Source organism: Streptomyces pathocidini (genome assembly GCF_001418495.1).
Lineage (GTDB): Bacteria > Actinomycetota > Actinomycetes > Streptomycetales > Streptomycetaceae > Streptomyces > Streptomyces pathocidini.
This window is the reverse complement of record NZ_LIQY01000690.1, coordinates 1-5,359: the sequence shown is the minus strand read 5'-3', so window position 1 is coordinate 5,359 and position 5,359 is coordinate 1. Positions and strand designations below refer to the sequence as shown.

Genomic DNA, 5,359 nt, shown 5'->3' with positions numbered 1-5,359 from the left:
TGCCCGTGCCGCCCGCCGCCGTGGTGCTCGGCGCGGCCGTGGCGTACGCGTCCTTCACCGCGCCCGGCACGGCCGTCACCGCCGTGACCGGCAGCCTCCTGTACGGGCTGCCGCTGGCGAACCTGTGGGTGCTGGCCGCCGTCGTCCCGCTCGCCGGGGCCGCGCTCGCCGGGCTCGGTGCGGCGCTCGGGCTGCTCGCGCCACGGCAGGAACTCGCCACGCTGCTGGGCCAGTTGGGCATGTCCGCCGCGCTGCTGCTGGGCGTGCTGCCCGCCGCGCACCTGCCCGGTCCTGTCGCCTGGGCGCGGGAGCTGCTGCCGTCGACGTACGGGGTGGAGGCGCTGGCCCGCACCTTCGCCGTACGCCCCGACTGGGCGGCGGTCGGCGGGAACCTCGCGGTGTGCGCGGGGGTGGGCGTGGTGTCGCTGGCGGTCGCCACCTGGGCGTACCGCCGGGCGGCCGTGCGATGACGGGCCCCTCCCCGCTGTCCCCGGAGTGGCCTCCTGCGGTCGGCGGTACGGCTCCAGCCTGGCACGATGGCGGTGTGACAGCTCCGATGCCCCCGAACGGCCAGCCCCCGCACGACCCGCGGAGGAAGCCGCCTGCGCCCGGGGCGCCGGTGGGATCCGAGGACGCCGGAGGGGATGACGACGGCGGGCCGGGGCTGACGCGGGCCGACTTCCGGCGGGGTGCGCTGATCGCCCTCGGGCTGACCGCGGCCGGGGTACTGCTGGGGCTGCTGTGGCTGTGGCTGGCGCCGCGCGTGCCGCTGATCTCCGACGGGAAAGCCGTCTACTTCAAGGACTCCGAAGGGGAGGAAGCGATCGCCGCGGACGGTACGTTCGTGCTGATCGCCGCCGGGTTCGGGCTGCTGACCGCGCTCGCCGTCTTCCTGCTGTTCCGGCGCGGGGGGATCGCGGTCGTGGTGGGGACGGTCGTCGGGGCGCTGCTCGGCTCGATCGTCGCCTGGCGGCTGGGAGTCTGGCTCGGGCCGACCTCGGACGTCCCCGCCCATGCGCGGGCGGTGGGGGCGGGCAAGGTCTTCGAGGCGCCGCTCCAGTTGCGGGCGAAGGGGGCGCTGATGATCTGGCCGTTGATGGCGGCGGCGGCGCACTTGGCTCTGACGGCCTTCTTCGGCCCCCGGGACCCCGCCGAGACATCGCCGCCGCTGTAGTCGGCCGTGGTTCAGCCCACACCGGAAGTGGGTGCCTCAGCTGCGGGCGATGGGGGCCGGGGAGGCTGCGGTCAGGGTTGCCAGGTCGTGGGGGGACAGTTCCACCTCCAGGCCTCGGCGGCCCGCCGAGACGTAGATGGTGGGGTGGAGCACCGCCGAGGCGTCGAGGACCGTCGGGTGCGGGCGGCGCTGGCCCAGCGGCGAGATGCCGCCGCGGACGTAGCCCGTGGCGCGCTCCGCCGCCGCCGGGTCGGCCATCGACGCCCGCTTGCCCCCGACCGCGGCCGCCAGCGCCTTCAGGTCCAGGGTGCCGGCGACCGGAACCACCGCGACCGTCAGTGTGCCGTCCACCTCCGCCAGCAGCGTCTTGAACACCCGCTCCGGCGCCACGCCCAGCGCCCGCGCGGCCTCCTCGCCGTACGACGGCGACGCCGGGTCGTGCTCGTACGCGTGGGTGGTGAAGGGGGTGCCCGACCGGGTCAGCGCCACGGTGGCGGGCGTCCCGCCGCCACCGCCGGAGTTCTTCTTCCTCGCCAACGTGCCGTGTTCCTCGCTCGGTTGGGATGCGCCCGCTCGGTTGGGGTGCCCGCTCAGTTGGGGTGCCTGCTCGGTTGGGGTGTGCCCGCTCAGTTGGGGTGTGTCGGCTGCCGTGTCAGGTCGACCGCCGGTAGTGAGGGGAGGTTACGGATCATCGCGCTCTCCGCGCGCAGGATTTTCAGCTCCTGCGCCAGCCGTGTCGCGGTGTCCGGCGCCTCCAGCAGCCGCTGCTTGGCCGGGGTGTCGAGGACGGCCGCCGCCGCGACCAGGTACGAAAGCACCGACGGCTCGTCCGGCAGCTCCTGCTCCGTGGACAGCGACCGCTCGTTCGCCCCGGCCAGCCGCTTCTGGTACGTGCGGAACGCCCGCAGCACGCCCGAGGCGAGCGCCCCCGCGCCCTCGCCCCGCTCCTCGGTGATCTCCTCGATCTCGCCGACCAGATATGCCCCCGACGCGTCCACCGACCGCAGCCGGAAGCGGGTCGTTCCGGTGGCCAGTACGTCGTAGCGGCCGTCGTCCTTCTCGCGGATTGTGGCCGCGTCCGCCACGCACCCCACCGGGTGGAAGGCCCGGATCGGGTCCTCGCCGAAGCCCGCGGCCGGCCCGGGCTCGGGCAGCGCGGTGGTGTCCGGCATGCCGGGGGCGATCGGCGCGACCTCGTGCCCGTCGCGGATGGCGACCACGGCGAAGCGTCGCGGGGCGTCCTCGTCCAGCTTCAACAGGTCGCGCATCATGGCGCGGTAGCGCTGCTCGAAGACGTTCAGAGGCAGGACGAGGCCGGGGAACAGCACCGAGTTCAGCGGAAACAGGGGCAGGCGCGCGACGGTCACAACGGCCTAGCCTAATGGCCGGTCGCGGGAGCCCCGCCGGAGCGCCGCCGCCGCGGCCCGGTCAGCGGCAGGGCGGACGCGAGCTGGATGCGTACGCCGTCGCGCAGTTCCAGGAACTGGCCCAGCGGATCGTCGGAGAGATGGCTCCACGGGAAGCTCGTCGCGCACGGGCCAATGAGCCGGAACTGTTCGAGCGCCGCTGCCCACCGGCCCCGCGCGATCAGCACGTACGCGAGGAGGTTGCGCACCTCGGCGGGCCACGGGTCGCCGGGCTCGTACCGGGCGGACATGGCGATGGCCAGATCGGCGGCGGCGTCCACCCGGTCGTCCAGCAGGGGCGCGGGCACGGGCGCGGCCGGAATCGTACGGTGCGCGGCGCCACGCCCGGGGATCCACCGCACGTTCCGGTCCGCCCCGCCGAGCAGGACCGCGAGGGCCGCCCGGGTGGGGAGGGCGTGCAGCAGTGAGCCGGGCAGGGCCGCCCGCGCGGCGTCCTCGGCGAAGCCGAGGCACTCGCGGTGCGAGCCGTACCAGGACGCGCTCAGGTACTGCAGTGCCGCGACATGGCAGCCGTAGTGGTGCGGGGAGCGGCCCACTGCCTCGGACCACAGCATCTCGAAGTCGGTGCGCGTCGCGTGCGTCCCGCGCGCGTGGTCGAGCGCGATGCGCCACGGCACGGGGTCGCGCGGGGCGGCCTCGGCCGCGGTGGCGATGAGCGGTGCGGTCTCGCGCAGCGGCTCGGCCCGGCCGGGCCGCTCCCATGCGCTGCGGACCGCCAACTCGGCCTTCAGGAGCGCCGCGTCGGGGTCGCGGGGCGCCGCGGCGAGCCAGCGTCCGAACCAGTCGGGGCGGTGCTGGGCGAAGACCGCCAGGCGGGTGGCGTAGCGATCGCGCGACTCCCACTCGGCGGCCTCGCGGGTCGCCGCGAGCAGTTCGGCGGCCGGGCGGTGGTCGCCGCGCCCGGCGGCGGCGAGCGCCGGGGCCAGCCGGGCGTCGGGCGCGTCGAGGAGCACCTCGGCGTCGGATGGCAGCCCCGCGGAGAGGGCCGAGGTGTGGCGGATCATGCGCGCGGTGGAGATGAGCGCCCGGAGGAAGACCATGGTGCCGCCATTGAAAACTGCAGGTCGGAGGCGTCGCCAGAGGGGTACGGTGACGCTTTTGTATCGGCGGAAAGGTTGCCTGCGGGTCGGTCAACAGCAGGTAAAACTAACTGCGTCTCAGGAGTCGTGACGCGCCCGCCGCGACCGACGTCGCGAGGATCCAGCCCAGCACGATCAGGGCCGAGGCCGCCCATTGGAAGCGGCCCTCCGGCTTCCAGAAGTTGTCCTGGCCCAGGTCGATGACCGGCATCAGCAGATCCAGCGCGTACAGCGCCGCGTTCCAGTGCGGCGACTCGCCCTGGCGCAGTTCGGCCGGCGGATTGCGGTCGAAGAGGAACGCGCCGAGCGCCCACAGGACCCCCATCCACAGCGTTGCCCGGCCCGGCTTGTAGCCGTACGCCACCGTCCAGTCCTGGAGGTAGCCCCAGGCCTTCCCCGCCGCCGGCAGGGTCTCCCGCCGCCGCCGCTGCTTGGCCAGCAGCACCGCCCGCGCGTCCGCGTCCTCGCCGCTCGCCCGCAGCGCCGCGGCCAGCTGCTCGTAGGGCTCCGGCGCGTACTCCGGCGTCGCCGCCGCCACCCACTCCAGGCGGCGCGCCAAGGGGAACGGGCCGCGCGGTATCAGCGTCTCGTACGCGAAACCGGCCATGGCCAGCCCGCCGGGGCCCGGCCAACTCGTCGACCGGTCAACGAGGTTGACGATCTTCGCGCCCGACAGCACCACGCGGCCCGCGCGCGGCCGCTCGCCCAGGAACCGCAGCTCCGGCGTCTGGATGCGGCGTAGCGACACCTCCTGGCCGGGCTCCATCAGAAACCGCGCCTGGTAGAAGTCGACCGCGTCGCCGATCCGCCCGTCGTCCAGCCGGATCCCGCCCTCGCACACGAAGTGCTGGATCCGCGTCCCCTGCACGGGCGTGATGCCGTACGGGGGAGTGGTGCCGAGGCTGTCCGCGATCGGTGTGCTGCTGAGCCCGGCCGCCGTCATGTAGAGCGAGCGCTCGACCGTCAGCTGGGGCGCGTTGAGGGCCCGCCGCCCGTACGGGTTGCTCAGCCGGCTGCCGCGCAGGCTCAGCGAGACCCCGATCTGCGCGCCCCGCAGGCTCATCTCGCCGTACGACTCCATCATCTCGGCCTGGAGGTCCTGCCCGACCGTCATCCCGTCCGCCGAGATCGAGCGGCCCTTGCGGTCCTGGTGGACCGTGAGCTGGTGGAGCAGCAGGTCGGTGCCGATGTGCGCGTCGGTCAGCCGGATCCCGGCGCGGACCGTGCAGCGCGGCAGATGCAGGTCGCCCTCGGTGGTCAGCCGGGCGGCCTCCAGGCGGGGGATCGAGCAGTCCACCATGCGCAGGGTCGTGAAGTTGCACTCCGGCAGCAGCACTTCGTTCTGGAACCGGCAGCCGGTCAGCTCCACGTACGGCTTGACCGTGCCGCCCGACAGGTCGAGCGTGCCCGTGATGTAGACCCCCGACAGCTTCAGCGCCGACACCCGGCCCGGCTGCGCGGGCGGGCCGTCGAGCAGCAGCAGGGCCACGATCCGGCCGCGCACGCTGCGCTCCGGGCCCCAGCGGTACTGGCCGACCGGGTCGTCCTGCACCGGATTGCGGCTGCGAAGGTCGTGCGTGGAGCCGTTGCGGAACGCCTGCCACATCCCCCACTCCGCCGGGGTCAGCCGAACCCCCTCCGGCGGCTCGCCGCCCTGGCCCGCGGGCACCGCTCCACCC

Annotated in this window: 6 protein-coding genes; 2 read left to right on the top strand and 4 right to left on the bottom strand. The window is 74.4% G+C overall.

Annotation, left to right across the window (positions count from 1 at the left end; all coding sequences use genetic code 11):
- Together AOK16_RS24520 and AOK16_RS24515 are read left to right on the top strand one after the other, a co-directional pair.
- The coding region (locus AOK16_RS24520; RefSeq protein ID WP_157859344.1) for an ABC transporter permease at window positions 1-470 on the top strand (470 nt) is incomplete at its 5' end.
- Between the two features lie 149 nt (window positions 471-619).
- Window positions 620-1,174 carry an ABC transporter permease gene (locus AOK16_RS24515; RefSeq protein ID WP_240483737.1) on the top strand — a complete coding sequence of 185 codons (555 nt, stop codon included), beginning with the start codon at window positions 620-622 and terminating at the stop codon, window positions 1,172-1,174.
- A gap of 36 nt (window positions 1,175-1,210) precedes the next feature.
- On the opposite strand, the gene ybaK is transcribed toward AOK16_RS24515, so the two are convergent.
- The 4 genes from ybaK to AOK16_RS24495 form a co-directional block, all read right to left on the bottom strand.
- Complete coding sequence (ybaK, locus tag AOK16_RS24510) at window positions 1,211-1,711, bottom strand: Cys-tRNA(Pro) deacylase (RefSeq protein WP_055474283.1); 501 nt, start codon at window positions 1,709-1,711, stop codon at window positions 1,211-1,213.
- A gap of 89 nt (window positions 1,712-1,800) precedes the next feature.
- Window positions 1,801-2,541, bottom strand: a complete 741-nt coding sequence (locus tag AOK16_RS24505) for an LON peptidase substrate-binding domain-containing protein (protein WP_055474282.1) — start codon at window positions 2,539-2,541, stop codon at window positions 1,801-1,803.
- An 11-nt stretch (window positions 2,542-2,552) separates the two neighbouring features.
- Window positions 2,553-3,641, bottom strand: a complete 1,089-nt coding sequence (locus AOK16_RS24500; protein ID WP_055474281.1) for a hypothetical protein — start codon at window positions 3,639-3,641, stop codon at window positions 2,553-2,555.
- A gap of 106 nt (window positions 3,642-3,747) precedes the next feature.
- Complete coding sequence (locus AOK16_RS24495; RefSeq protein ID WP_055474280.1) at window positions 3,748-5,349, bottom strand: hypothetical protein; 1,602 nt, start codon at window positions 5,347-5,349, stop codon at window positions 3,748-3,750.
- Between the last annotated feature and the right edge of the window lie 10 nt (window positions 5,350-5,359).